This is a genomic window from Gottfriedia sp. NPDC058432 (genome assembly GCF_042721555.1).
GTDB lineage: Bacteria > Bacillota > Bacilli > Bacillales > Bacillaceae_G > Gottfriedia.
Genome location: NZ_JBHXLC010000006.1, coordinates 23,512 through 48,183, shown reverse-complemented (window position 1 = coordinate 48,183; position 24,672 = coordinate 23,512). Strand labels below are relative to the sequence as shown.

23 protein-coding genes are annotated in these 24,672 nt (G+C 32.1%); 6 read left to right on the top strand and 17 right to left on the bottom strand.

Annotation, left to right across the window (positions count from 1 at the left end):
• Positions 1-65: 65 nt before the first annotated feature.
• The 4 genes from hemY to ACFWM3_RS08035 form a co-directional block, all read right to left on the bottom strand.
• Positions 66-1,487 carry a protoporphyrinogen oxidase gene (gene hemY / locus ACFWM3_RS08050; RefSeq protein ID WP_390310990.1) on the bottom strand — a complete coding sequence of 474 codons (1,422 nt, stop codon included), beginning with the start codon at positions 1,485-1,487 and terminating at the stop codon, positions 66-68.
• A gap of 27 nt (positions 1,488-1,514) precedes the next feature.
• Entirely contained in the window at positions 1,515-2,447 is a 933-nt protein-coding gene (hemH, locus tag ACFWM3_RS08045; protein WP_056476192.1) for a ferrochelatase, read from the bottom strand.
• A gap of 23 nt (positions 2,448-2,470) precedes the next feature.
• On the bottom strand, positions 2,471-3,514 hold the full coding sequence (gene hemE / locus ACFWM3_RS08040; RefSeq protein WP_056476188.1) for a uroporphyrinogen decarboxylase: 1,044 nt from the start codon (positions 3,512-3,514) through the stop codon (positions 2,471-2,473).
• 408 nt (positions 3,515-3,922) lie between these two features.
• Positions 3,923-6,058 carry a transglycosylase domain-containing protein gene (locus ACFWM3_RS08035; protein WP_390310989.1) on the bottom strand — a complete coding sequence of 712 codons (2,136 nt, stop codon included), beginning with the start codon at positions 6,056-6,058 and terminating at the stop codon, positions 3,923-3,925.
• A 197-nt stretch (positions 6,059-6,255) separates the two neighbouring features.
• On the opposite strand from ACFWM3_RS08035, the gene ACFWM3_RS08030 reads away from it, so the two are divergent.
• Positions 6,256-7,455 (top strand): M20 family metallopeptidase, encoded by a 1,200-nt coding sequence (locus ACFWM3_RS08030; protein WP_082459634.1) that lies wholly within the window; start codon positions 6,256-6,258, stop codon positions 7,453-7,455.
• A 46-nt stretch (positions 7,456-7,501) separates the two neighbouring features.
• Here the strand turns inward: ACFWM3_RS08030 and ACFWM3_RS08025 are convergent, their stop codons facing one another.
• The 3 genes from ACFWM3_RS08025 to ACFWM3_RS08015 are packed head-to-tail and all read right to left on the bottom strand — an operon-like array spanning position 7,502 to position 10,197.
• Positions 7,502-8,230, bottom strand: coding sequence for an EcsC family protein (locus tag ACFWM3_RS08025; protein ID WP_056476181.1), 729 nt, complete (start codon positions 8,228-8,230; stop codon positions 7,502-7,504).
• A 12-nt stretch (positions 8,231-8,242) separates the two neighbouring features.
• On the bottom strand, positions 8,243-9,463 hold the full coding sequence (locus ACFWM3_RS08020) for an ABC transporter permease (RefSeq protein ID WP_390310988.1): 1,221 nt from the start codon (positions 9,461-9,463) through the stop codon (positions 8,243-8,245).
• Complete coding sequence (locus ACFWM3_RS08015) at positions 9,460-10,197, bottom strand: ABC transporter ATP-binding protein (protein WP_390310987.1); 738 nt, start codon at positions 10,195-10,197, stop codon at positions 9,460-9,462. Before ACFWM3_RS08015 ends, ACFWM3_RS08020 begins: the two co-directional genes overlap by 4 nt.
• 2,530 nt (positions 10,198-12,727) lie before the next feature.
• Here ACFWM3_RS08015 and ACFWM3_RS08010 point away from each other — a divergent pair.
• Both ACFWM3_RS08010 and ACFWM3_RS08005 read left to right on the top strand, forming a co-directional pair.
• Positions 12,728-13,165, top strand: coding sequence for an HIT family protein (locus tag ACFWM3_RS08010; protein WP_056472092.1), 438 nt, complete (start codon positions 12,728-12,730; stop codon positions 13,163-13,165).
• Positions 13,166-13,518: 353 nt separating this feature from the next.
• Positions 13,519-14,079, top strand: a complete 561-nt coding sequence (locus ACFWM3_RS08005) for an HTH-type transcriptional regulator Hpr (protein ID WP_056472088.1) — start codon at positions 13,519-13,521, stop codon at positions 14,077-14,079.
• 283 nt (positions 14,080-14,362) lie between these two features.
• Here ACFWM3_RS08005 and ACFWM3_RS08000 read toward each other — a convergent pair whose 3' ends face one another.
• Together ACFWM3_RS08000 and ACFWM3_RS07995 are read right to left on the bottom strand one after the other, a co-directional pair.
• A complete protein-coding gene (locus tag ACFWM3_RS08000; RefSeq protein WP_097973758.1) occupies positions 14,363-14,452 on the bottom strand; it encodes a YjcZ family sporulation protein in 90 nt (29 codons plus the stop codon).
• Positions 14,453-14,550: 98 nt separating this feature from the next.
• Positions 14,551-14,634 carry a YjcZ family sporulation protein gene (locus ACFWM3_RS07995; protein WP_082459494.1) on the bottom strand — a complete coding sequence of 28 codons (84 nt, stop codon included), beginning with the start codon at positions 14,632-14,634 and terminating at the stop codon, positions 14,551-14,553.
• 420 nt (positions 14,635-15,054) lie between these two features.
• Here ACFWM3_RS07995 and ACFWM3_RS07990 point away from each other — a divergent pair, with 420 nt between their 5' ends.
• Positions 15,055-15,876 (top strand): peptidylprolyl isomerase, encoded by an 822-nt coding sequence (locus tag ACFWM3_RS07990; protein WP_056472085.1) that lies wholly within the window; start codon positions 15,055-15,057, stop codon positions 15,874-15,876.
• 36 nt (positions 15,877-15,912) lie between these two features.
• Here the strand turns inward: ACFWM3_RS07990 and ACFWM3_RS07985 are convergent, their stop codons facing one another.
• Positions 15,913-16,116, bottom strand: coding sequence for a sporulation YhaL family protein (locus tag ACFWM3_RS07985; protein ID WP_056472082.1), 204 nt, complete (start codon positions 16,114-16,116; stop codon positions 15,913-15,915).
• A 68-nt stretch (positions 16,117-16,184) separates the two neighbouring features.
• Complete coding sequence (gene yhaM, locus ACFWM3_RS07980) at positions 16,185-17,123, bottom strand: 3'-5' exoribonuclease YhaM (protein WP_056472078.1); 939 nt, start codon at positions 17,121-17,123, stop codon at positions 16,185-16,187.
• 338 nt (positions 17,124-17,461) lie between these two features.
• Here yhaM and ACFWM3_RS07975 point away from each other — a divergent pair, with 338 nt between their 5' ends.
• On the top strand, positions 17,462-17,647 hold the full coding sequence (locus tag ACFWM3_RS07975) for a YhzD family protein (protein ID WP_056472075.1): 186 nt from the start codon (positions 17,462-17,464) through the stop codon (positions 17,645-17,647).
• 51 nt (positions 17,648-17,698) lie between these two features.
• Here the strand turns inward: ACFWM3_RS07975 and ACFWM3_RS07970 are convergent, their stop codons facing one another.
• The 6 genes from ACFWM3_RS07970 to ACFWM3_RS07945 all read right to left on the bottom strand — a co-directional run bounded on the left by ACFWM3_RS07970 (position 17,699) and on the right by ACFWM3_RS07945 (position 23,396).
• Entirely contained in the window at positions 17,699-18,262 is a 564-nt protein-coding gene (locus ACFWM3_RS07970; RefSeq protein ID WP_390310986.1) for a cysteine hydrolase family protein, read from the bottom strand.
• Between the two features lie 121 nt (positions 18,263-18,383).
• Positions 18,384-18,932: a YrrS family protein gene (locus tag ACFWM3_RS07965; protein ID WP_056472069.1), complete on the bottom strand. Its 549-nt coding sequence runs from the start codon at positions 18,930-18,932 to the stop codon at positions 18,384-18,386.
• 380 nt (positions 18,933-19,312) lie between these two features.
• Positions 19,313-20,101, bottom strand: a complete 789-nt coding sequence (locus ACFWM3_RS07960; protein ID WP_390310985.1) for an enoyl-CoA hydratase — start codon at positions 20,099-20,101, stop codon at positions 19,313-19,315.
• 72 nt (positions 20,102-20,173) lie between these two features.
• A complete protein-coding gene (locus ACFWM3_RS07955) occupies positions 20,174-21,661 on the bottom strand; it encodes a coproporphyrinogen III oxidase (protein WP_390310984.1) in 1,488 nt (495 codons plus the stop codon).
• Positions 21,662-21,784: 123 nt separating this feature from the next.
• A complete protein-coding gene (locus tag ACFWM3_RS07950) occupies positions 21,785-22,654 on the bottom strand; it encodes a Cof-type HAD-IIB family hydrolase (protein ID WP_390310983.1) in 870 nt (289 codons plus the stop codon).
• A gap of 385 nt (positions 22,655-23,039) precedes the next feature.
• Positions 23,040-23,396: a YlbF/YmcA family competence regulator gene (locus tag ACFWM3_RS07945; RefSeq protein WP_056472063.1), complete on the bottom strand. Its 357-nt coding sequence runs from the start codon at positions 23,394-23,396 to the stop codon at positions 23,040-23,042.
• A 174-nt stretch (positions 23,397-23,570) separates the two neighbouring features.
• Between ACFWM3_RS07945 and ACFWM3_RS07940 the strand changes: the two genes are divergently transcribed.
• The gene (locus ACFWM3_RS07940) at positions 23,571-24,665 is read left to right on the top strand and encodes a YheC/YheD family endospore coat-associated protein (RefSeq protein ID WP_390310982.1); all 1,095 of its coding nucleotides are present in this window, start codon (positions 23,571-23,573) and stop codon (positions 24,663-24,665) included.
• Positions 24,666-24,672 lie beyond the last annotated feature (7 nt).

Genomic DNA, 24,672 nt, shown 5'->3' with positions numbered 1-24,672 from the left:
TAAAAAGAGCAACCTAAAAGTATCAATATACTTTTTTGGTTGCTCTATTCTTTACTAGATTGTATTTAATAGGCCTTAACAGCTTGTTTTTCACGTGAGAACAAGTATTCAATTGTATCCGATACTGCTTTTTCACCTTGATCTATGCAGTCTGGTAAGCCGGACCCATAAAATGAACAACCGATCACCGATACACCGGGCATTTCCTTTTGTAAATATTGTTCCATATTTTTCGTACGCTCTTTATGATTAATCGTATATTGAGGCATAGCATCTTTCCATCTTGAAACAATATAAAACTCTGGTTTTTCAGTTATATCCATCGTTTTTCTTAAATCTTCTAAAACAATTTCAACAAGTTCTTCATCTGTTTTATCGACTATTTCCTTATTGTAAGGGCGTCCAACGTAACAACGTAAGAGAACCTTACCTTTTGGACAAGCATGTGCCCATTTTTTATGAGTCCATGTACACGCTGTTATATTATAATCATTGTTGCGTGAAACAACAAAGCCTGTACCATTTATATCCTTCTTAATTGCATGCTCTGGAAATGCAAGTGCAACATTCGCAACTGATGTAGAAGGAACTTTTTTGAAAGGCTCAAATACAGGTTTATTGTTAAATAATTGTGGAATGAAACGATGAGGTACCGTAACGATAATTGAATCTGCTTCAATCTTTTCATTATTGCTAAGTACAATCTCATATTTTTTTCCAACTTTATTTATATTAACTACTTGTACACCTTTTAAAACTTCTTCTTGATCTAACTCTTCTTCAATTCGTTCAACGATTGTTTGAAGACCTGTACTTACAGTCTGGAAAATTCCTTTTCTCGGACCTTTTGATTTCTTTACAGGCATTTCTTTTTTCATGCCTAAAACAATACTTTGATGTTTTTGTTCAATTTGGAAGAATTGAGGAAATGTTGCCATTAAACTCATTTGATCAATGTCGCCTGAATAAATACCCGATAAAAGGGGCTCAATTAGATTCTCAACTACTTCATTACCAAGTCTTCTTCTAAAAAATTTACCTAATGACATATCTCCTTGGACATGTGTTTTTGGTAAAACAAAATCTAAACCTGCACGAATTTTCCCTGCTGGTGAAAATAGACCAGAAAAAATAAAAGGCTTGATTTGTGTAGGGATCCCCATGTTTGAACCTTCTGGCATACCATGTAATTTATTATGGGCTAACACATAAGATTTTCCAGAAGAGTTAAAAACGATTTGGTCTTGGATACCTAAGTTTTCAGCTAAACGATATGCACTTTTTTTCCTTGCCAAAAATGAGTCAGGACCACGCTCAATAACAAATCCATCTTTTCTAATCGTTTGTATTTTTCCTCCAAGCCTTGATGAACTTTCAATTAATTGAATATCAATCGGAAGATTATTTTTTATTTTTTCTTGTTTTAAATAGTAGGCAGATGTCAATCCAGTAATACCGCCACCAATAATGACAACCTTCTTATTCACTTCTTTACCTCCTATTTCAAAACCATATTATTGTTCGTTTAATTTTCTTAATACAACCGTACTAAGTCCACTAATAAATAATGGATCTGTATTAGGCATCGGTGGACGAACATATGCTTTTTGAATTTCATCTGTTACATGTTTACATTCTATGTCATTATCATAAAGTACTTCTAAATGCTCACTTACAAAGCCTAATGGTAGATAAACGTAAGTTTCAAAATCATAATTATCATTCAATTCACGTGTTAAATCTTGTACATCAGGTCCAAGCCAAGGGTCTGGTGTATTACCAGCACTTTGCCATCCTAGAAAATAATGACGAATATCGGATTGCTGAACGACTAACTCAGCAGTTTCCTTAAGTTGATCCGGGTATGGATCTCCATAAGAAAGAATTTTTTCAGGTAAACTATGCGCTGAAAAAATAAACGCCGTTTTCACACGTTGCTCTTCATTCATTGGTTCAAGAATTGCTTCCACTTCACGTACCCAATATTGAATAAATCGCTCTTCTTTATACCAATCATCTACATGTATAATTTTTGGTCCGTCAATTTTTTCAGAATGATTTGTAGCACGTTCGTTATACGATTTCACACTAAACGTTGAATAATGTGGTGCAAGCACGATACTAACTGCTTTCGTTATACCATCTTTTTTCATTTCATCTACTGCATCTTCAATGAATGGTTCAATATGCTTCAGTCCAATATACATTTTGAATTCTACATTGTCTTGGATCTTATTTAAATCTTCTTCTAATGCTTTTGCTTGTTCGCTTGTTATTTTTGCTAAAGGAGAGATTCCTCCAATTGCACGATATCGTTCAGTCAGTTCTTCTAGCGCCTCTTGTGAAGGCTTTCTACCTCTACGAATATCTGTATAATAACGCTCAATATCTGATTCTTTATATGGCGTGCCGTAAGCCATAACTAATAAACCGATTTTTTCTTTCATGTCATCACCATAGTCCTTTTATATTAAGCTTTAACCCTTGATGAATACTCATGTACAAAACTTGTTAATCGTTTAAGAGTATCAGGATTTACTTCAGGGAATACCCCATGACCTAAGTTGAAAATATGACCTGGATTTGCCATACCCTCATCTAATATTTCCTTCGCACGTTTCTCAATTTCTTCCCATGGTGCTAATAAAAACGCAGGATCTAAATTACCTTGAAGTGTTTTCGTAATCCCTAAAGAGCGAGCTTCTGTAATAGAAGTTCTCCAATCTAGACCAATTACATCTACAGGTAGTTCATTCCATTCATGAATTAAATGGCTTGCTCCAATTCCAAACATAGTAGTTGGAATATTATCTTCTTTAAGTGCTGCAAAAATCTTTTCCATGCATGGTTTAATATAAATGCGATAATCATTCGCATTCAAAGCACCCACCCATGAATCAAATAATTGAATTGCACTTGCCCCTGCTTTAACTTGTGCCTTTACGTATTTGATTGTCATGTCTGCTAAATGATCCATTAAAGCAAACCATGCTTCTGGCTCTGCGTACATAAATGATTTTGTTTTATTATAGCTTCTAGACGGTCTACCTTCGATCATATAGCTAGCAACCGTAAAAGGTGCACCTGCAAATCCAATTAATGGAACAGAAAGTACTTCTGTTGTTAATAATTTAATCGTCTCATAGATATAAGGTAGTTGCTCTTCCGGATGAATATCAGTTAACTTTTTTACATCAGCTAATGAACGAATAGGATTGCTTATTACAGGTCCTACTCCTGATTGAATTTCTACGTCTACTCCAATTGCAGGAAGTGGAGACATAATATCTTTATATAAAATAGCAGCATCAACATTATACTGGTCCACAGGTAGCGCTGTTACGTAAGCGCATAATTCAGGTTGATGTGTAATTTCAAATAAAGAATATTTTTCTTTAATTTTTCGGTATTCTGGCTGAGAACGCCCTGCTTGTCTCATATACCAAACTGGTGTATGAGTTACTTCTTCTCCTCTAATCGCTTTAAGAAATGTATCGTTAAAATCTTTTTTCATCCTTCAAAGTCTCCCTTTCACTTTTCCAAACTCTACTATTAAATATACTGATTGAACCATTAATTGTATAGAAAACTCGAATTTTGACACATAATGTTCACTGATTTTACAATTTTTCACAATTAATAGGTCTATTTTACTACCAGACTTTTCCCATTAAAAATTATATCAAAATATGTCTAAAATATCGAATTAATAATCTTTATTTATTAATACTTTTTATAAAATAAAGCGTTTTATTATTCGCTTTAAACGATTCAATCAATCGTTATCTCATAGTTCAATCTTCTTAATCTCTTTACTAATCTTTTTTAACAAATACAGTTTTTAAGAACATAGTTTTAGTAGTAATAGGAAATAAAAAACTCCCCTTCAAATCATTTGATAAGAAGGAGAGCCTTAAAATGTCTATTCCTTATTTCTTATGTTGGGTTTGACAAGTTTAGACCTCTCACCTTTTTCTTTTGTTTGAGGATTGTACGGTACTACGTAATAAGAAGGTACATTAAATACATTTACAAAGGAATCTTTGTACTCATCTAAACCAGTAACAGTATCTATTAATTTTTCTTTGCCATTCTTCACTCGATAGATTCGATATTGTTGTCTGTGATCAGTTGGTGCATTCCAATTAATGACGACAGTGAATAATCCAAATGGAGAGAATGATACTTTTGATTGAACATTAGAAATAGGCTCTAAATTTATCGGTGATTCTAAATCGTCTATATTTTTTGGCTTTTTAAATTTTGTTGATGGTTCTCTTCCTGCTTCTTTTAAAATCTTTTTAAATAATATAGTTGGATATGTACTACCATTTCTTAAAAAATGTTGTGAATCTGTTTTATCATATCCCATCCAAATTGCGCCTACTACGTCTGGTGTATAGCCTACAAACCAAGCATCCTTGTTTCCATTTGTTTGGCCAGGTATATTTGTAGATCCCGTTTTACCAGCTAAATCACCATTGAAGCTTCCTCTGCTAGCTGTACCTTCATTTACAACACCTTTTAGCATTTTTGTCATATACCAAGAGGTTTGTGATGAAAACACTTTATATTCCTTAATTTTCGCTTCGGCAACTAATTCATTGTTCCGATCATAAATTGCATTAATAACAAAAGGCTCTAATGCATCTCCATCATGATCAAAGGAACTATATGCTTTTACTAGCTCCAATGGAGTTAAACCAATCTTAAGTCCTCCAAGCGCCATACTTAAACCTTTATCGGGAATATTCAAATCCATTTTTTCTAAATACTTTTTTGCATTATCAATTCCAATATCATTTAATAACCAAACTGCTGGTACATTTGCTGACTGAATTAATGCATTAAACATCGAAATCGTTTTCGTATAAACTCCATTATAATTTTTCGGTTTATAGTCTCCTAACGCACTCTGTTCATTAGGTAATAAAGAATACGGATTGTAGTTTCCAGTTTCAAGCGCTGGCGAATATACGAGTAAAGGCTTCATTGTTGAACCAGGTTGTCTTTTCACGTTAATTCGATTTAAACCTTGAAAATAGTAATTTCTACCTCCAATTGCTGCCTCTACACCGCCTGTTTCGGAGTTTATTAATACGAAGGCTCCTTCTGCATTTTGATCAGTTCCCGGAAAATAGTTTCCATTTTTAAAATATTTATAGGCGGTTAATTGTGTCTTTTTATGGATTGGAACGACAACTTTGTATCCACCATTTAAAAGTTGATCATAAGAAATTCCATATTTCTCTTTTGCTTCTTTTATAACCATATCAATATATGTAGCATATCCGTTTTCAAATTTTTGTTCCGTAATATGTAATACTGTTGGTTTGATTTTGGCTTTCTCATACTCAGATTCAGTTATATAATGCGTATCTAGCATTTTATAAAGAACAAGATTCCTACGTTCTAGAGATCTCACTGGTTGAGTGATTGGATCATAATGTGATGGAGCCTTTAATAAGGCTGCTAAAGAAGCACTTTCTTCAATAGTCAAATTTTTAACATCTTTCCCAAAATAATATTTTGCAGCTCCGCCAATACCATATACCCCGTGACCGAAATAAACCTGATTTAAATACATTTCTAGTATTTGATCTTTTGTATACTTTCTTTCTAGATTAATTGCTATAATAACTTCCTTTGTTTTTCTCATAAATGTTTTATCGTTTGTCAAAAATACATTCTTTGCAAGTTGTTGAGTAAGTGTACTCGCACCTTGTACTTTACTAAATGCTTTTATATCATTTACTATAGCCCGAAAGATTGATTGAGTATCAATACCGTGGTGCTTATAGAAACGCTCATCTTCAATTGAAACTACTGCTTGTTTAGTATAATCAGGTATATCACTAATTGAAACGATTTGATGATTTTCATTATATAGCTTTGATACAAAATTCCCCTCTAAATCTACCATTTCCGAAGATGAATGGACGACTAACTTATCTTCATCTATAACATAATTACCTAAGAAAACGATTAGTATAAATCCTACAAAGCTAATTAGTAGGACACTTAACAGTCCTATTGCTAAATATCCCCATTTTTTCAATTATTTCACCTTCATTTCTCTTACCATATAACAAATAGTATATCCATTTATTCCCATGAATAAGTCATTATTTCCTTTTTTTCGATGTATATTTCCTTGGAAATACATTTTTCGTCATTTCCTAATTGAAGATAATTTTGAAGGATATCAATTACATTTCTTGAATAGGTTATATAGATAGTAAGTAGGAGGGTGAAATAATGTCAGATTTATTTTCTTTATTAGATTCATATTATCCGGAAATGGTATCTACACGAAGATACCTGCATGAAAATCCTGAGCTTTCATTTAAAGAATACGAGACAGCAAAATTCATTCAAAACTTTTATCAACAATTAAATATTCCATTTAAATCAAATGTCGGTGGAAATGGTGTTGTTGCTACAATTAATGGTCGAAACCCTGGAAAAACAATCGCTTTACGAGCTGATTTTGACGCACTACCAATTCAAGATGAGAAAAATGTTCCTTATTCCTCAAAAGTACCTGGCGTTATGCATGCATGTGGTCATGATGGTCATACTGCTACACTATTATATTTAGCAAAAGCACTTCATGAAAAAAAAGATTCATGGGACGGTAAAGTTGTGTTACTTCACCAACATGCAGAAGAATATGCACCAGGTGGAGCAATTTCTATGATTGCTGATGGATGTTTAGACGGTGTAGATGAAGTTTATGGAACTCATTTATGGGCAATTGAAGAATTAGGTACAATTGGTTATCGAAATGGACCAATTATGGCGGCAGCTGATCGTTTTTCAATCACAATCCAAGGTCAAGGTGGTCATGGTGCGGAACCCCATCGAACAAAAGACAGTATTGTAATTGCTAGTCAACTTGTTATGGCACTTCAACAAGTTGTTAGTCGAGAAACAAATCCAATTGACACTGTAGTCTTATCGATTGGAAGTTTCGAAGCAAAAAATGCCTTTAATGTAATCGCCGATCGAGCAACCTTAATAGGAACGGTTCGTACGTTCAAAAAGGAAACACAGGAAAAAGTAAAAAAACAAATAGCTAGAATAGTTAAAGGAATTTGTCTAGCAAATGATGTTACATACGAATATAAGTACGATGATGGATATCCTCCAGTAGTAAATCATGAAAAAGAAACTGATTTATTAGTTAAAGTAGCCGAATCAATTGATGAAGTTAGTCACTTAAAAGAAATGGACCCTAAAATGGGCGGAGAAGATTTCGCATACTACTTACAAAAAGTACCAGGAACTTTCTTCTTCACAGGAGCTAAACCTCATCACGTTACAGAAGCATATCCTCATCACCATCCAAAATTTGATTTTGATGAAAAAGCTATGCTAATTGCAGCAAAAACACTAGGGTCTGTGACATTAGCTTCATTAAAACAATCACAAAAATTAGTTGAACAAAAATAAAAATAAAAAAGGAGAACTTTTAGTTCTCCTTTTAGTATGTAACTCTTTAGATAAGCTCTTCCTTCTTCTTCATATACCTTAATCTATAAGCATTTTTAGCAGTTTCACCTAATTGTTCAAGAAGTTGATAATTTACATAAGCTCCAACCGGTGCTCCAATAATAGGTACTAATTGTAGAAGTTTCGCTAAATCGATATGATCTCGATATTCTAGTTGTAATTGCTCCCAATTGACTTGGGGATTTTCATCTACTTTATCTTCCCACTTTTCAATAACCTGAAATACTTTTTTCCGATGGCTATCACTTGAAAAAGCAAGTTGAAAAATATATAGCATGAATTGTCGTTCAAGCTCATCTTTAGGCGAGTAGCCATATATTTTTGCAGCCTCAACTAAAAACCTAATTTTTATTCCCAGTAATAACGGAAAATCGGCAAGACCGAGTAATATTCCACCCGCTCCCGTTCCAGCACCTTCTACTGCTGAAATCTTTTTGTACTCGTTTAACTTTTTATCTAAGATTAAATCTCTTTCTCTAAGTGTTAATGCTTCATACTCTTCACCACTGCCATTAAAAACTGTAGACCCACCCATAAATAAAACCATCATATTTTTAACGGTTTTTGTAAGCAGATCTTGGATTTGTTCTGGCAATAATGATTGAAGCTTTAACTGAACTTTTTTTGCAGATGTTTGAAAAATATTTGAATCGGACATTACTTTTTGTTTCCATCTTGATAGTTCGTACTGAATACGAAGTTCATAAGAATCCATTTTGTCCACCCTTTACAATTTTTGTGGCTTACTTAACCTTTTATGCACATAAAATTTAATTAACCACATTGAAAATAAAGTATACACAACGATTGCAATAATAAAGTTTAAAATTGTTAAGCCCTTTATTAAACCAATGATACTAAAAACTAGACTACATATTATCAGTAGTATATACAAAAGTGTCGAAATAGATTTTTTATTTTCTTCATTTGTATAAGGATAAATTTTCCACAACAAATGATAGTTGTACTGTTTTAAAATTGACATATTCTGTAGTGAAATTACGTAAAGAAATAAAATGCCAATCAATATTTTCCCAATTGTCGTTGGCACCAAGTAAACTACAAACCCGCCTACGAAAAGTTGTCTTAAAAACATGCTTAAATAGTTACCATTTCTGATAAATGTACGAACTAGTAAATAATTCGCAGCATTTCTCATTTTAATTTTATTAATGATTGGATCGGCCCATTTTCTTCGCTTAACTTGTTGTTGAATAGACGGCACATCAGTAAACATATTCGCAAACCGATAAAAAGTCGCTAATCTTGAGGTATCAAGTTTAACATTTCTTTCCCATTGTACTCTTTTATTTTTACTACCTATTTGAATAGATAATGCATAAACAGCTAAAATTACGATCATTATTAAAAGGAAAAAACTGCTCCATTTACTTAATAAACCATAAATAAATAAGAAAGTACCTAGCAACCTTAAACAATAATCAAAAGCTCGGTTTAATACACCATTATTTGTAAGATGTAAGTATGAAACAAAAAGATTGTATCCTTTTAATAAGAAAATTATTACCATAAAGACAATAAAACTTGTTGTTTGTCCTAGTGAAAATTTCTTATAAATTGGATAGATCACACCTAACATCATTAACATTAAATAAGCTTGAACGATGTTCGTAATTAAAAAGGATCGGACAAAGTAATTTTTCATCTTTTTTTCTAAAGGTAGTAAATAATGTACATCAGGTCCTTTAAAAAAAGTAGTTACTTGTCCTGTTACAACAAGAAAACTGAAAAGGATCGAAATTAATAAAATAGCCGGAAAGTCTGGAGAAATTGTTTTTAGCATTTGTTGATAATAATATGCTCCTCCACCAAACCCAAAAACAATCACAAATTTTATATGATCATTAAAAATATAACGACCATATTTACTCATTTCCTTTATGAAGCTCCTATATCGTGCTAACCATAATTCTTTTATCGTACTCATATTTCTTTTTCCTTCGTTGCAAATATATAAATTTCATCCAATGAAGCATTTGGCATATTATATTGAGTTTGTAATTCGTTTAATGTACCTTTTGCAATAATGACTCCTTCATGCAAAATAATAAATGAATCACAATAAATTTGAGCAGTCGATAAAATATGAGTAGACATTAAAATGCCTGCTCCTTTTTCTTTTTCATTGTTCAAAATCTCAAGTAAATCATTTATCGCGATTGGATCAAGCCCTAAAAAAGGTTCATCTATTATGTATAACTGTGGTTGGACAATAAGGGCACAAATGATCATTACTTTTTGTTTCATCCCTTTAGAGAATGTCGAAGGAAAATATTTTCTTTTATCATTTAATCTAAATGTTTTTAATAACTCTTCACTACGTTTTTTAAAATCCTTTTCAGGAATATTATATGCTAAGGCTGTAATTTCAAGATGTTCCTGTAAAGTTAATTCATCATAAATCATCGGTGTTTCAGGAACATATGATATGCTGGCACGATATGCTGTTGGATCTTTATCAAATGAATCACCATTAATTAATATGTCACCTTTAGAAGGCTTCAATAGGCCTAAAATATGTTTTATTGTCGTACTCTTACCAGCACCATTTAACCCGATCAACCCGACTAGCTCTTTCCTATTAATCGTAAATGAGACATTTTTAATGACAGGCTGTCTAGTGTATCCACCTGTGACATCTTTTACATGCAATAAAGTCATTCTTTACAAATCCTTTCAAATGTACTTTTCCTATAAATTTTATTGTATCAAATAATAATCTTAACTTCCTTATTATCATATTTATGGAATACTAAAAAAAAATCCTTCTTTTTTTGAATACTATTTTAGGTTAAGGGTATTATAATTCTTGAAGGGAAAGCAACACACTTTCCAGTTCAAAATTTGAAATGAGGTGTGTGTTAAAGGAAATTTAATTTGCGTTCAAACCTAAGTCAGAAAATTGTTTAAGTGAAATGAGGTATCTCCAAAGATTAACATCGTTGTCATATACAGCAATGCAAAAATCTAAGGAGATGGTGCGCTTGAACATGATCTATAAAAACAAAGGTCATTAGTATACCAATTTGTAAATGAGGTGTCTCGAGCAGAACATATAATTTATTTATAGGTGTACCAATTTATTGAACATTTAAGCAAATGAGGTGTCTGTTAAAGACAATTTAACTTATTAACCTAATATTTTTTCTAAATTCTTTCCCCTTCATCAAGGAGCAACTATTAGTTGCTCCTTGTTTTATTTGTTGAAAAACGATCTTGTCAATTAATTTTAAACAGTTGTAGATCAATTAAAATCACAAATAATAATTTAATCATTAATAAATGTGCACTTAATGTAGGTTTTATTTCTTGCATTTCCATGGAGTCGAGTATACTTTCGATCCAATCATAAAGATATTTAAAGCTACTTCCTTCTATTATTTATACTCTTATTGATCCAATAAACAATAATTAACTTAAAGCTCCATTACTTTCAATTATGTCTTCTTTTCACTCTCCGTTTTCTCGCTTTTCCCCTAAACTTTCGATGGCTTTTAAATTTTCTTTTGTTTTTAAGAATACTTTCTTTACTGCAGGGCATCATAATTCTTGAAGGGAAAGCAACACACTTTCTAATTCAAAAATTTGAAATGAGGTGTGTGTTAAAGGTAATTTATTTGCGTTCAAACCTGTGCAAGGGTATTTGTTAAAGTGAAATGTCTCCCCAGATAAAACATCGTTGTATAAACAGCAGTGAAAATATCAAAGGAGATGGTTAGCTTGAACATTATCACTTATAAACAAAGGTTTTAGTATACCAATTTGTAAATGAGGTGTCTCGAGCAGAGCATATAAATTTATTTTAAGGTGTACCAATTTATTGAACATTTAAGCAAATGAGGTGTCTGTTAAAGACAATTTATAATTACTCCAATACTCTTTCACCTTCATCAAGAAGCAACTTAGGTTGCTTCTTTTTTATGTTGATTCCACTCCGGGATGCTTCATTTCCTCCTAGGTTCGTTCTTACGAGGGCTCAGCATTCACGCTCCTCTTTATACATTCCTATTATTAATTTAGTTTTAACTTCCATTTAAACTTCATTACTAAACCTCTTTTTGTTTTCTTGCTTTTACTGTTATTAAAAGTTTTTCATTGTTTTTGCATACTTTCTTTACTGCAGGGCATCATAATTCTTGAAGGGAAAGCAACACACTTTCTAATTCAAAAATTTGAAATGAGGTGTGTGTTAAAGGTAATTTATTTGCGTTCAAACCTGGCAAGGGTATTTGTTAAAGTGAAATGTCTCCCAAGGTAAAACATCGTTGTACAAACAGCAGTGAAAATATCAAAGGAGATGGTTAGCTTGAACATTATCACTTAAAAACAAGGTTTTAGTATACCAATTTGTAAATGAGGTGTCTCGAGCAGAGCATATAAATTTATTTTAAGGTGTACCAATTTATTGAACATTAAAGCAAATGAGGTGTCTGTTAAAGACAATTTATAATTACTCCAATACTCTTTCACCTTCATCAAGAAGCAACTTAGGTTGCTTCTTTTTTATGTTGATTCCACTCCTGGATGCTCCATTCCTCTTAGGTTCGTTCCTACGAGGGTTCAGCATTCACGCTCCCCGTTATACTCAAAATGATCTAATTTCCTATTATTAATTTAGTTGTAACTTCCACTCAAATCTCATTACTAAGCCCTTTTTTAATATTAAATATCCTTTTCCTGCTTTTACTGTTATTAAAGATTGTTTTTGCATACTTTCTTTAATAGAGGGCATCATAATTCTTGAAGGGAAAGCAACACACTTTCCAGTTCAAAATTTGAAATGAGGTGTGTGTTAAAGGTAATTTAATTTGCGTTCAAACCTATGCAAGGGTAGTTCGTTGAAGTGAAATATCTCCAAAGATAAAACATCGTTGTACAAAACAGCAGTGAAAACATCATAGGAGATGGTTAGCTTGAACATTATCACTTATAAACAAAGGTTTTAGTATACCAATTTGTAAATGAGGTGTCTCGACCAGAGCATATAAATTTATTTTAAGGTGTACCAATTTATTGAACATTTAAGCAAATGAGGTGTCTATTAAAGACAATTTATAATTACTCCAATAATCTTTCCCCTTCATCAAGAAGCAACATAGGTTGCTTCTTGTTTATTTTTCCTTAACCCCTATTTCCACTTTATCCTACGCCTATGTTAAAATAAGGAAAAAAGTGAAAGGAAGTATAAAAAATGGCACATGACGCTAATTGTATTTTCTGCAAAATTGTTGCAGGTAGCATTCCAGCTTCTAAAGTTTACGAGGATGATGATGTTTTAGCTTTTTTAGATTTAAGTCAAGTTACAAAAGGACACACATTGGTCATTCCAAAGGATCATGTTGAAAACATATTCGAAATGAGTGAAGAGACAGCTAGTACATACTTCCGAAAAATACCTCACATTGCTAATGCAATGAAAGAAACTTTTAATGTTCAAGGTGTAAATATTTTAAATAATAGCGGAGAAGTTTCAGGTCAAACTGTATTTCATTATCATATGCATATTTTACCACGATACGGAAATAATGATGGTTTTGATGTAAAATGGCTTTCAAATCAAAATCAATACACAAATGAAACGCTTCAAGAGATTGCAAAATCTATCGAAAATAACATTATTAAAAAATAATAAAATAGTCCCATTTAAATACGAAAACAGGAGAGTGAATATCTCCTGTTTTCGTTTTTTTCATTTAAATTCCATCTAAATCCTGCAATTTACACTATATTTTTAAAGATTTATATTATATATTTACTATATTACCAACAATGTTTTATCGACAATCACTCTATAGTTTCGCTAAAAATATTATATAAACATAGTTTTCACAACCTATAACACTCAATTATAATATAAAAATGTAGAATTTTATCAACTACTTTGTGAAAATTTTTAAAAATTCTAACTAAAAGTTCTTTATTTCTTCACATATTATTGGCATAATAATAAATAGATAGTTAAATAGAAAAGAAGGTGAATTGATGAAAACTGAACAAAAATTATACACAATGAAAGAAGCTTTGATTTTTAGTCAAAGAATTGCCCAAATTTCTAAAGCATTATGGAAGTCAGTTGAAAAGGACTGGCAACAATGGATCAAGCCCTATGATTTAAATATCAATGAACATCATATTTTAATGATCGCCTTCCACTTAAAGGGTGCGTCTATTTCTGAAATTGCTAAATTTGGTGTAATGCACGTATCGACTGCTTTTAACTTCTCTAAAAAGCTTGAAGAACGTGGTTTATTAGTGTTTTCTAAGAAAGTAGAAGATAAACGTAATACGTATATTGAATTAACTGAAAAAGGTAAAAATATGCTGCTAGAGATCCTAGGAGAATTTGATCCAGAGACAAATTCAGTTTTTCAAGGTACTTTACCATTAAAAGAATTTTATGGTAAATTCCCAGAAAACATGGAAATAATGGCTATTTTACGTAATATTTATGGAAAAGATTTTATGGATATATTCGAAACAACGTTAGGTAACATAGATAAAGAATTTATTGAAGAAGATAACCGTTTAATTAAGAAACCTTAATATCTTCTTTAAAGTTACAATTTCAGTTTATCTGTCCTTGAAATTGTACAATCAAATAGAAGCGGGGCAAGATTAATTAAATCCTTCCGCTTTTTATTTCGGCCACTTTTGTTCAAAATTTCACATAAATACCTCTTTGAAACCCTCAGGCTCATTTACTTTTCATTTCAATTTCAAAATTAACTAATCAAAGAATATGTACATCTTTAACTTATTTTAATCTGGAATAAAAACTCAACCGGAGGTACAATACCTCCGGTCGAATAATTGTCTTATTTACAAATTAGATGCAAGCTGCTCCTACGATAATTAATAAGATGAACAATACAACGATTAACGCAAATCCTCCACCATGGAATCCTACGCCCATCATTCACACCTCCTTTTGCTACATATCTTATCTTATGCGTGTATTAAAAAATGGTCTGGGCAAATGTATAAATAACCTTCATTTTTGAAGATTCATACTACTTATAAAAACGAACACCCGATAATGATTAACAAAATAAATAGGATCACGATTAATACAAATTCATTCGATGCTTTCCCCTCCATTTTTCCACCCTCCTAAAAGTAATTCTTAATAATATATAGACGAATGTCTTAATTGATTGGGCGATTGTCACGATTGACAAGTTTTTTATTTAGAGGATAAGCATGATTTTTAGACAAAGTCAGGAGATAAAATATAAAATTAGATCCAAATAAAATTGAAATCTGCCATCAATTATTAAACTTACTCTCATATTTCCTATATTTCATATATAACTAGTTCAAGATTCCTTAAAATTGACTAATTTTTAATTAAAAAGTATACCAAATTATTCTTTTTTTGGATAAACTTTGTCACATTGAGGAAAAATATGTTATATTAAGTGAAGTAATTTCCAGTAAAAGGTATGTCTAAATAAAGGAAAAATTAAGGTTTACGCTCTATACTTTAATAAGCAAAATTTTTTTTTAGGAGATGTTTAAATGAAAAAGTTAATCGTATCTGCAGTTTTAGCTACCTCAGTATTCGGACTAGCAGCATGTGGAACTGCTGGTGTTAGTAACGATGTTGTTGCTACATCTAGTGCGGGAGATATCACATCAAAAGATTTATATGACAAGATGAAGGATACAGCAGGCTTAGCTATGCTTAAGCAAATGGCTATTGAAGATTATTTAAAGAAAAACTACAAAGTTAGTGATAAAGATGTTGATGCAAAGTTCAATGAGTATAAAACACAAAATGGTGACCAATTTAAAGCTTTCTTAGCTCAGTATGGATTTAAAGATGAAGCAGCATTTAAAGATCGTGTTAAAGTTGATTTATTAACTGAAAAAGCTGCTGAAGCTTCAGTAACAAAAACTGAACTTGCAAAATATAAACCAGAAATTAGAGCTAGCCATATTTTAGTAAAAGATGAAGCTACAGCTAAAAAAGTCGAAGAAGAATTAGCTAAAGGCGCAGACTTTGCTGCAGAAGCAAAAAAATATTCTACTGACACTGGTTCAAAAGATAAAGGTGGAGATTTAGGCTATTTTGGAGAAGGTGCTATGGTACCTGAATTCGAAGCAGCTGCTTATAAATTAAAAGTTGGAGAAATTAGCCAACCAGTCAAATCACAATTTGGATACCATGTTATTAAATTAACTGGTAAAAAGACTGCTAACGAAAAAGATGCTCGCAAAAAAATTGCTGAGTCTAAGCTAAGTCAAGAAAACTTCTCAGCATTCTCTGATGAACTTCTTAAAAAAGCTAAATTTAAAGTAAAAGATAAAGACTTAGAAAGCCAAGAGAAAAAATCATAAAAAAACAAAACCTGCCTAATTGGCAGGTTTTTTAATTTAATTGGATGAAATCTCAGAGTTAATAAGTAATTGCTCTCTTCGTTCTCTTTCTTCTTTAATTCTTTGTAAGTAAATTTCTCCCTCTTTTTCAATGAAAGCTTCATCTGCATCTCTTTCTTGTTTAGAAGTGTAAAGCACCATAAATCCACTTACAAAAATTCCTAAGATCACGATATACATCCAAAATGGTAATATTGGCATTGATTTTCCTCCTTAGTAGACAAGCATTTGCTTCATTATATGGCTAATAGGGAGGAAGTATGATTAATTTAAAATTTTGGTTTGTAAAAACTACGATTTTCTAATGGGAAAATACGCTCTGTATATTCTCCTGGTTCAACTCTTTCAAGTGCGCGGTCTAACATATTCATTTTTGCATCAATATTATCAATATAATGTAAAATTTCTGCTTCTTTAATTAAAGGTAGTTTTGGACTACCGTACTCATACTTACCATGATGACTTAAAATAAGATGCTGCAGAACAGTTACCTCTTCTCCCTCAATACCTAGTTCGATTGAGGCATTTCCAATTTCAATTGCCATAAGTGAGATATGGCCTAACAAATTACCTTCGACAGTATACTTTGTTGAAACTGGACCAGATAATTCTCTTACTTTTCCTAAATCATGTAGTATAATTCCAGCATATAGTAAATCCTTATTGATCGAAGGATATAAATTTGCAATTGATTCACCTAATTTCAACATACAAAAAACATGGTATGCTAAACCAGAAACAAATTCATGGTGGTTCTTAGTTGCCGCTGGAAAATCAAGAAAATCCTCCTGATTTTTTAATACTAGATACTCAGTAAGCTTTTTAAGTTTTTCATTGGTCATATTATTAATGTATGAAGTAATTTTCTCATATAATTCTTCTTTAGAAACTGGTGCTCTTGCGAAAAAATCTTCTGGATTAACTTCGTCTGTATCTTTAGTTGGACGAATTTGGCGTAGCTTAAGTTGAAGTTTTCCTCTATAATCGTGTAGCTCCCCTTCAACTTTTACAACAGTTCCTTCTACATACGCTTCTTCTTGCTCTGAAGAAATATCCCAAAGCTTCGCCTCAATATCTCCACTTTGATCTTGTAAAGTTAAAGATAAGAATGTTTTTTGATTACTTGCTACACCTTTCGTAACAGCTTTGACAAATAAAAATGTTACAAAACGTTCGCCAACTTCATGATCATATACTTTTTTATCCATAAGTACCTCCATTTTGTATATGCTTCCTTAAGCTCTACTTAAGTAATTAGCTTAAAATATTTTGGAAAATCAATTTCACAAAATAAAAAAAGGAAAATCAAATTATGTATTAGTCGTTTTACTTATCCTATTATACGTTAAAATAGATACTTAGCCCAACAATGTTCATACAAAAAATTAAGACATAATCTAACAATTCTTAAAATCTGTTAAAGCCTCCAAACGTCAAAATTTTAAATCTGCACTGAATTTTTTTATAATTCAATTTATTACTTTACACAGCTTTTCAATTTATGCCAAAATAGTAATATCATAACTACTTTAGGGAGGTCTAGAACATGGCAACTTATCGAATTACTGCTTTTGAAAAAAGTGGAGAATCAATTGTCGATGAACAATTTGAAGCTAATTCTGACTTAGAAGCAAAAAATATTGGTACAGAAAAACTTACTACAATAGGTGCACTTGATAAAACCCACCGTTGCATTAGTCAAACTGGTAAACTTCTTTTATTTCATCCATAATAAAAAAGAAGCTGCGAAAATTTATCGCAGCTTTTTTGTTTTTTATCTAAATTAGTTTAAAGTACCTATCCATGTGTTGACGCTTTGAACTTCTGCTTGGCGTGGAAATATTTTTTCAATGAGAATACGCTGAACTTCAGGATCAATATCGAGACATGCATCCGAAAGTACAGTAAGAGGAAAGTCTTTATCTGCAGCTTCTCTTAAAGTCGATAAAACGACTCCGCTTGTTGAAATACCGCAAAGTACAAGTGAATCAATTTTTTGTGAACGAAGAATAATTTCAAGATTACTACCTGCAAACGCACTAACACGATACTTCGTAATTACTGGTTCGTTTGGTTTTGGCTCAACCGAATCGTGAATACGTGTTGCTGAATCAGCGAAAGTCATGCCACCTGTTTTAGTCATTGCTGAGAAAATCTTATTTTGTGGACTGACCTCCGGATAGCCTTCACTAAAACCTACTCGAACGAAAACAACTGGAATATGATTTTGACGAGCCGCTTCAACAGCTTTTTGAAATGGTTTCAGAATATCTTGATTTTCACCAAAACGGGATACACTACCATTTTGTAAATCCATTACTAATAATGCTGTTTTTTGATTTTTCATACCTTGTTGTTTCTCCTTTCGATTTACATAAAACTAAAAGACAATAAATAATTGATTTAAAATAGGCTGTCGAGAAATTCTCGACAGCCTTAGGATTACCTACGTGCATCCTATTTACATTTTATGAAGCAGGTTCAACTTTTGTAGCTTTATAGCCGGAGCCATCCCATATGAGATGTACTCGATATTTTTGCGAGCCTCTTGTCTTTGCTGATACAGTCCCGACTGAGCCGCCTGGATTACTTTTGTCACTTCCTAAAAACCATACAGTCATATTGCTTGAATCTATTCCAGCAGCAGAAGAGATTGTCTGCAGCATCGCCTGCCAGTCTTGGGAATTTCGATCATAGCTTGTAACATGCTTCGCACCATTTTGTGCACCCGTTTGTTCCGGTGTTTCAGGTGCCGTGCCATCTGAATCGTCATCATCAACAGTTTGAACTGTTGTTGATGTCTCTTTTACACCATTATCATCATTCTTTTCGCTGTTTTTGGCCGATGCATAAGCACTATTTTTAGATCCTGCCTTATTATCATTCGGCGAAAAAATGGAATACGAAATAAATGCTATTAGGATCAGTACGATTCCAATTGATCCAAATAAAATGAGTTTAGTTTTTTTTCTTTTCGCTCTTGACGTTGAACGTGAATTACTTTGAATCTTTTTCAATCTAACCACTCTCCCAAAACTGAGAATGTCAACATTCTACCATGAGTGAAGAAAAACTTGTAGTCTTGTATTTTAAAATTAACCATTTCGTAAAACAACTGTTAAGTTTATTATTCATTTTTAGACACAATTTAACTAACAAAGACTAGTGCATAATAGAAAATAGACAATCTAATTTTTAATGATTTAATCTTATTTATATTAAAAACATAGAATTACAGAAAGAAAATAGTAGTGTAATAGTAAATAGTCATTATATCAAATTTATTGTTAATTACTATTTTAAGTTATTTAATTGTACTTTTGTTCATTTTATTTGTACATCTTTTCTTTCCTTCTTCACCAAAAAAATCGACCGAATCCAGTCGATTTCATTATCCTTATTTACCAGTAAAAACCGGCAGTCTCTTTTGTAAAAATGCCTGAACACCTTCTTGATGATCTGTTGTTCTTCTCATTGCACTTTGTCCTTCTTTTTCAAATAAAAGGACATTTTTTAAAGACTCTAAGTTACCGTTACAATAAATTTGTTTTGTTTGAATCATCGCACTTACTGGTTTTTGAAGTATAGACTTCACTCGTTCATTAATTTTTTGTTCAAAATCCCCACTAATTACTTCATCAATTAAACCGATTTCTAGCGCTTGAGTTGCATTTAGTTTTTTACCTTCCCAGATCAGTTGTTTAGCTTTTGTTTCACCTAATCTCTTTTCTAAGAAGTAGTGTGCACCACCATCTGGTATTAAGCCAATTCCGATAAAGTTCATTGCCAATACACCTGATTCGTGAGCAAGAACAAAGTCACTAGCAAGAGCAAAACTTAGTCCTATACCAGCAGCTGGTCCATGAATCGCACTAATAACGATTTTAGGTAAAGTATATAATTTAACTACTACATCTGTAATTAAATCCATTACTGGACCAAAAGCAGACTCATCTGTATTACTTAGCATCGATTTTAAATCCCCACCTGAAGAGAAACCTTTGCCATTTCCACATAGAACGACTACATCAACGTCTGAGCTTGCGATTTCATCCAGTACATCTCGAAATTGTCTGAATGTATCTTCATTCATTGCATTCAATACTTCAGGACGATTAAATACAACAGTTGCAACTCGTCCCTCTTTTCTTAATAAAACATGTTCTGCCGTGTTCGAAATTGACATAAAAAAATCCCCCTTAATTTCATGGTTAATTTAAACATTAAACATCACAAGGGGATATTCCTTTATTTTTCATTAATTTGATTGATTACTTTTCGAAAATAACTCATCTAAAATCTTGATTTTTGCATTTGTATAATGCTCATAACCCTCATTATATGATTTAGGATCTTTCGCATTAGCAAATCGTGTAATTTGACGAGTTTCTGGATTTACAAATTTACTAGATGCACCACAGCCTAAACCAATAATCGTTTGTTCTTCTTCCATAATTAATATATTATACAAGCTTTCTTGGCCATCAATAGAGTATCCTATGTTCTCAAGATTACCTAATATATTTTTTTGACGATATAAATAGTATGGATGATAGTTATGATTTTTTGTCCAAACTGTTGCTTCATTCATCATTTGCTGCACTTCATCTCGATCTGCAACTTTATATTTTTGTTTGTTTTGCGTCATTTCTGAAGCTCTTTTAAATGAAAGTGTGTGAACAGTCAATGATTCAGGCATTAACTTTTCAGTTTCATCTAATGTATATTGGAATTCTTTTAAACCTTCTCCAGGTAAACCAATTATCAAATCCATATTTATATTATTCATCCCCATGGCACGGGCTAAATGGTACTTTGTTATTGTTTCATCTACAGTATGATGTCTTCCAATCGCTTTTAAAGTTTCTTGAATATAGGACTGTGGATTGATACTTATTCGATCAATATTCCATTTATTTAAAACATCTAATTTTTCGGGTGTAATTGTATCGGGTCTACCGGCCTCCACCGTAATTTCACGAACCTGCTTCATATTTGGAAATGATTCGTACATCTTAGCATACAGTAAGTCCATTTCTTCTGCTGTAATACTAGTCGGTGTCCCTCCACCATAATAAATCGTAGTAATGTTAATTCCACGTTCCTTTAGAAATTCGCCGACTTTTTCCATTTCATAATGTAATCCATATAAGAATGAATCGACTGCACCTTGTTTCCCTTGAATAGCATAAGCTGGGAATGTGCAATAAGCACACTTAGTAGGGCAATAAGGGATGCCTATATAAAGACTAACTTCATTTTGCAAGTTATATAAATCTGGTATTACTTTTAATTGACGATCAACGATTGATTGCATTAATTCAATTTTTTCGTCATGGATTAAATAGTCATTTCTTAGCTCTTCATGCGCCATTTCCTTTGATACACCAGCTTTAAGTTTTGAATGAAGGAGCTTCGTTGGTCGAATACCAGTTAAGATACCCCACTTTTGCTGAATTCCAGTATGCTCTTGTAGTAATGATAAAAAGACAAAGTTAACTGCTTTCTTTTTAAATTTAAATGACTCTTTAGCATCTTTACCGTCTACATAGCTTGTATTTGCTTGGAATTGCGTACCTAATTTACCGGATACTTGTTTATTTATTTCATCTAACTCAAAACTTACTTCTATATCTGCATCTATTTTTTCTAACGATACATCACAGTCTTCAAAAAACAGTTGAGCTAAAAGCTCTAACGGTCTTTGAAAACGAATATCCTCTAAGCCATTAATATATATTTTCATTTTTTATCACCTTTTTAAGTTATCACTTAAGTATAAAATTAAAGAGTAACTAGGTCAATTATTTAAAATAAGGTAAAAAAGCCTGGTTTTCGAAGAGGATTCTCTTGAAAGCCAGGCTTTTATTTATTTTTCGATTTTTAAATGTGTTTTTAAGAATGGCAGTGGGAATTGTTTCCTGAAATGCTCCTTGATCATATATGGGACACCATTTTGGTCATTTGATCTTGTAATCCAGTTTGCAACTTTTTTAATCTCTACAGGAGCGTTTGACATAGCAACTCCTAAACCTGCATGCTCGATTAATGGTAAATCACTATAATTATCTCCAATTACAACCATCTCGTGATAAGAAATTCCGAGATGTTCACCTAATCGTTTTAAGCCTGAATATTTTGAAATTCCTTTTCGGACGATTTCAATTTTGCGATCTTCATCACATAAGTAATCAAGATGCGGATACTTTGCATTCAATTCTTTTTTCACATTATTTTTCTCTACTTCATCGGAGAAATAACATTCGATTTTTAACGGAGATATTGAATTTTCCAGAATACTATCTGAAAGTGATTCAACAAATTGGATTGGATAAAAGACAGGATCAGCATTTGATAAAACTGCTTTTGCCACTAAGTTAGATTGTAATTTTTTTCGATTTCCAATTGAAAAATGTTCATGTGACAAACGAATATTACAATCATATTTTTCTAGTTTTTTAACAATGTCATAAGCTTCTTCCTCTTCAATTCTCTTTTCAAATAATGGTTCATCAAGCTTTGAAGAGATAAAGGCACCTGAGTGAGAGACCAAAAGGTTATTAACCTTAAGAGCTTTTGCGATTTTTTTTGTAGCTTGGAAATTTCTACTTGTAAATAAGGTTACATAAATCCCTTTGTCTTGAACATATTCAACAGCTTCTTTCGATTCTTTTGAGAGTTTTCCATTGGATTGCAATAAAGTACCATCTATATTAATTGCAAGTAACTTATAAATCACTTAATCTCCCCCATTTCGCGAAGAAATACCTTACTAGAATATATGACATGCTTCATTTAATTAGAACAATGTAGGTTTCTTATTATATCCATTCGTATACTAAAAAAGACTCCAATTCAATGAAGTCTCAGACTGTTGACAAACGCTCGCTTTCTTCGTTGCTTCGCCTGCCTGCGGTGCTCATTACCGTCTAAGGTAACTCCGCTCCTCATCAGACTTCGCGCCTCGAAAGGCAAGCGCTTGCAATCAGTCTGAATATAAATTTTTTATATTTTATTTATACTCCAAATCATTGAAGACTCTCTTATGTATAACAAGGATTTTAAGTAAGGCAGGAAAAAGAAAAAGAATTAAAAGCTCCTCTTCTTATCCTGCCTTTTAACTATTAAAGTTCAAGTAAAGATTTATAAAATTCTTCTAATGGACTCATGACAATTTTATTTACATCTTGAATAACTAAATTTAGTCTTTGTTCCACTTGCATTAAGTTTGCAATTAAAGGATTTTGAGACACTCTTGCAACAATTTCTTGCCCTTTTGCATTTTCTTCAGGTGTAACTGCTTCACCTTGATACATTTTTTGTTGCATCGCTTTTTGGAAATTTTGGAATTCCATAAATAATGGTTTCGCATTTGGATCAGCTAATACTTGTGAGTATAGTGATTGTAAGTTTTTAAATTCTGGTTGCTCCTTAAAAGCATTTTGTAGTGAGTATGCAATATCATAAATATTTACTGACATGTTACTACCTCCTATAAACTTTTGTATCTCCACTATAGCAAACATTCTATTATATGTCAGTTTTTCTAAAACAAATCAAACTTTCTACCCTAAAAATTTCCTAAAAGACATTCACCAACTAGGCGAATATCACATAGTATACAACGACAATTATTTTGGAAAGGAGGAGAATCATTGCAATCTTTTCCTAAAAATCAAGAACCCCAATCTTTTGTTATAGTAACTGATTCAATCAATGAGGAGTCATTAAATCCACTCGGTTCAATATCGACACTTTGTGAGGAACTATCAGAGTTATGCGGAGACTCTGAAATTGATTTCTATGTAACTACATTTAAAAAACTACTAACGAATGAATTAAAAGGATATAAGCGTTCAGAAAATGGCTGGACTTTAATGAATGTATCTGCCCCTTCAATCATCCATAATCGAATTCATTCGAGAAGACTTGAACGAACGAAAGAGTTTAAATTACTTAATTCTTCGCTAACAAGTCAACAAATACCTTTTTTTAATGCTCGCTTCTTAAATAAGCTTGAAGTTTTTAAAGCTCTAATTGATTCAGCCTATATAAAGCCATACGTTCCACACACTGAGGAATGCTTCTCAGTCGAACAATTAGATAATTTTATCCAAAAATATGAAACGGTTTTTATTAAACCAATTCACGGTAGTCAAGGAAGAAACATTTTTAAAGTTACAAAAGCTAAAGATTTGTATCGTTTAAAAAACAGCCAAAATTCTGAAGTAGAAGTTGAATATAAATCAATTTCTCAACTATTTCATCCAATTAAACAGCAATTAAATAAACGGACTTTTATTATCCAAGAAGGCTTACCTTTAATCAGTAAGGATGATCGACTTGTTGATTTTAGATTTTTATGTCATAAAAATAAATTTAATAAATGGGAAGTAACTTCAACTGTAGCTAGGATTGGTCATCCCACACAGTTTGTTAGCAATTTGGCTCGCGGGGGAGACCTTCAAAAAATTGATGAATTTTTAGGTCAATATTTACCAAAGAAAGAGCGAATTCACTTTAAAAAGTTATTAATCGAGTTAGCCATCGAATGCTGTATATGTATAGACTCCTCCTTTGATGGATTATTCGCTGAATTTGGTGTAGATCTCGCTATAGACAATCAATTTAGCCCTTGGGTTATCGAAATAAATTCAAAACCATCTAAGGATTTACAAGTTTCAGATCCAACTCAAAAAATTAGACCTTCAACAAAAGCTATTTTTTCTCTTGTTCAATCATATTTATAAGTACAAG